Genomic DNA, 3,002 nt, shown 5'->3' on the forward strand with positions numbered 1-3,002 from the left:
CCTGCGTGCTCTGAGGGTAAACAGCCAGGTTTCCACTACCTGCAACTGGTCAAGGGTTCGAATTTTACGATTAGAAACGGCTTCTGCTTTTGCCCAGACAGTTGCCACATCGACTGGCGAATCCGGTAGTGGCTCACCAAGCGGCCCCCTCTGAACATCAATCTTCTGAAGCGTGATACGTTTATTGAGCTCGCCTGCTTTTAAACCCGACATCTGTACTCCCCTGTCACAAGATTGTTGTTCTTCGAAGGTCGTAAATAAGCATGGTTACCGCAAGCGGCAGCTCACCCTGTATTAGTTTTTGCTCCTCTTCCGCACCACGGTTTCGATCCATATAACCAAGCAGCACGAGCATGGCCGTCTTCATGCGGGACAGCGGCTCACCATCAATAAGCTTTCCCTGCTCATCAACAACCAGTTGCCGGCTCCCCTGGATATAAGACAGAAGCGCTGCGCTGCCGCCCTGAATTTTTAGTTTCAGATCAGCATCGCCGTAATCGTCATCGATACGCAGATGCGCCTTTGCTTCCGGGAGCGTCACAAGTTCAATCACGTTTTGTCCCTCCCGTCACGGCCGCGCTTGGTTGCCAGCGTCCACCCTTTTGAGCCGATCTCGCCTGGTTTATCGGTTGATGGTTCATCGCAGTGCCAGAGCGAACCGCCCCAGGTAACAGTGTCACCCGGAAGATACTCATCACCGGCTTTGAAAACGCCGCGATAAATCATCACTGGCAGAGCGAAAGATTTAGTCTCCGCCTGCCCACTGGCGCGCGTTACCGTCACGGTGAAGTTGCGTTCGTCGGTATTAGCAATCTCCAGGCCCGCAATACCATCAACCAGACATTCCCAGCCGCGCATGCCGTGTGTCTTTTGAAAGGCTCGCCACAGCCCTCCTGAGTGAGTGGCATAGCTGCCACGTGGGTAGCTTTTCCCTTCGTCTATACATGGGAGGACTTCAAGCTGAAGCGCGTCCCGGCCATCCTCGCCACTGACTGGCTCAGGAGCAGGCATCTCAGCTACAGCTGCCGATACCATGGCGCCAATATCAGGGAGCAGCGGAGCCTCCGGCACCGGGATTTCAGCGACAGCGGCTTTAACCATCTGCTCAAGCATCGGCTTCACATCATCCACCGTAACGCTCTTACCAGGTTCTCCCGGGGGAAGTGCTGCTACAACTGCTGTCACCATGGCGCCAATATCAGGAATTTGTGGCGGCTCCGGTAACTGGATAAGCGCCGCGGCCTCGCAGGCCAGTGATGCAACGTCAATGCCAGGGGCTTCTTTAAGGTTGCTCATGGCCAGCTCCAGGGAAGAGTATTTCTGCTCGAATTCGTTACGTTGAGCTTCAAGTTGCTTTTCAAAGCTTTCCCGAAGAGACGATAGCGCAGCGCCAAATTCTTTACTGACGACATTCAGCATTGCCAGTTCACGTTCATTCATTTGGCAATCATTCCTCTCACCATTGCTTTCATCGCCATAAGCTCATCAGCGGTAAAAGCTTTACTTGCTGGCTCTTCCTGCTGCACAGGCCGTGATGCAGATGCCGTTTTAAACGGATCGTCAGACGCATCGCGGCGGGCCAGCGCCGGAAGACTGTAGTTTTGCTGCTGAAGATAAAGTGCGTCCCCACCATCAACAGGCGGAAGGTTTTCCTTTTTACGGGCCTCGTTCGGCGTCAGAATGGTATTTTTCACACCCTCGCCTAAGGTCTTCATCCGGCGTTCGCTGTCCATGCGCAGTAGAGAACTGATGTCCAGTTCAACACCCCGATTACCCTCCAGATCAAAGGCTTCATCCAGCAGCACCTCTATGGACTCAATCAGAACCTGGAGGCACTGCGAGTAATATTGTTGCTCCAGTGATTCAATGTTGTCGTAAGACGGCATCTCGCCTACACCAACCTTGTAAGCCGGAACGTGAAACGCTGAACAACACATCTCTGCGGAAAGCTTGGACTGTTGCACCGTCTCAGCATCGACCGCCGACATGGTCACAGCCTTATACTCAGCACCGCCTGAAAGCAGGCCGGTTTTTCCGGCGTTTTCTCCGGTGTACCCACTGTCCCAGTTAGCTTTAATCTCCCTGGCCTTTTCTTCTGAAACGGTGCCGGGAATAGTAATAACGCCGCTCGGCTTGCCGCCGTTTTTGAAGAAAAAGGCGGAGCTCTCAAGGATGTGCTTGCCCTGCATCGCGGCCATGCCGCAGGCGTAGATAGGCGATACACCGATCAACGGATGAAACAGGCAGTTGAAGCGATCGTGGATTATCTCGCGTGCCGGTACCGTTATCTGTGAAGGGAGGCCACTGATATTGTCCGGGCTGATTTGATAAAAAACAGAACCATCTTCAGCCACCAGGGGAGTGACTTTATCCGGATCAAGGATGCGTAATTCTGTGATTGCGCCAGCCGAATTTCTCACCTTCATCACGTAAGTATTTCCGTGACATAGCTTCGAGTTAACCCATGTCTCTAAAAATTGAATACGGTTCTGGAACGCATTTGGCTTGTTAAATAGCTTATTCAGTTTCGGATCCTGCGTATCCTTCCAGACACCATCGGATCCTTTGGCTTTCAACCCCGGAGGCATTTTTGATATGTCGCTGGCAATCAGCGAGACGCAGGAAAAAACAGCGTAATAGGCCAGTACGGTCGGGTTACTGACTTCCATGTTTCGCTGCCATGCGCCAGAAAATGGTTCGCTTATCCATGAAAGCAACGAGGTCCAGCCCCGGTTAGAGGGTTGCTGTAGCGACTTTTCTTTCCGCTTTAAAAATCCAAACATCAGCCGGTCCCCTCATTATTTTTTTTCTTTCCCCTGCCACCAGCTCGCCGGGCTGTGACGTATTCAGCCATACCAAGCAGGACCAGAACCCGGGCACACTGTTCATCCACGGTTTTCACGTCCCCTGGCACTGAATCATGCGTGCACTGCAGATATCTGATTTTTTCCATACATACTGGCGGGGTTTCCCCCGCCCTCCGGGTTAATTAGCTGGTAGGG

4 protein-coding genes are annotated in these 3,002 nt (G+C 52.7%); all 4 read right to left on the reverse strand.

The genetic code is table 11. The annotated features are described in order from the left end of the window. On the reverse strand, nucleotides 1-213 hold a 213-nt coding region (locus VIP81_RS19635; protein ID WP_331965014.1), incomplete at its 3' end, for a head-tail adaptor protein. 13 nt (nucleotides 214-226) lie between these two features. Beyond that, on the reverse strand, nucleotides 227-553 hold the full coding sequence (locus tag VIP81_RS19640) for a head-tail connector protein (RefSeq protein WP_331965017.1): 327 nt from the start codon (nucleotides 551-553) through the stop codon (nucleotides 227-229). Further along, nucleotides 550-1,440 (reverse strand): hypothetical protein, encoded by an 891-nt coding sequence (locus tag VIP81_RS19645; protein ID WP_331965020.1) that lies wholly within the window; start codon nucleotides 1,438-1,440, stop codon nucleotides 550-552. Before VIP81_RS19645 ends, VIP81_RS19640 begins: the two co-directional genes overlap by 4 nt. Then, nucleotides 1,437-2,783 carry a phage portal protein gene (locus tag VIP81_RS19650; protein ID WP_331965023.1) on the reverse strand — a complete coding sequence of 449 codons (1,347 nt, stop codon included), beginning with the start codon at nucleotides 2,781-2,783 and terminating at the stop codon, nucleotides 1,437-1,439. The genes VIP81_RS19645 and VIP81_RS19650 overlap by 4 nt, the downstream gene beginning before the upstream one ends. Nucleotides 2,784-3,002 lie beyond the last annotated feature (219 nt).

Source organism: Chitinophaga sp., assembly GCF_036566945.1.
Taxonomy (GTDB): domain Bacteria; phylum Bacteroidota; class Bacteroidia; order Chitinophagales; family Chitinophagaceae; genus Chitinophaga.

Excerpts from the sequence above, each read along its gene's own strand:
- VIP81_RS19650 (WP_331965023.1), bottom strand. The coding sequence starts at position 2,783 with ATGTTTGGATTTTTAAAGCGGAAAGAAAAGTCGCTACAGCAACCCTCT.
- VIP81_RS19645 (WP_331965020.1), bottom strand. The coding sequence starts at position 1,440 with ATGAATGAACGTGAACTGGCAATGCTGAATGTCGTCAGTAAAGAATTT.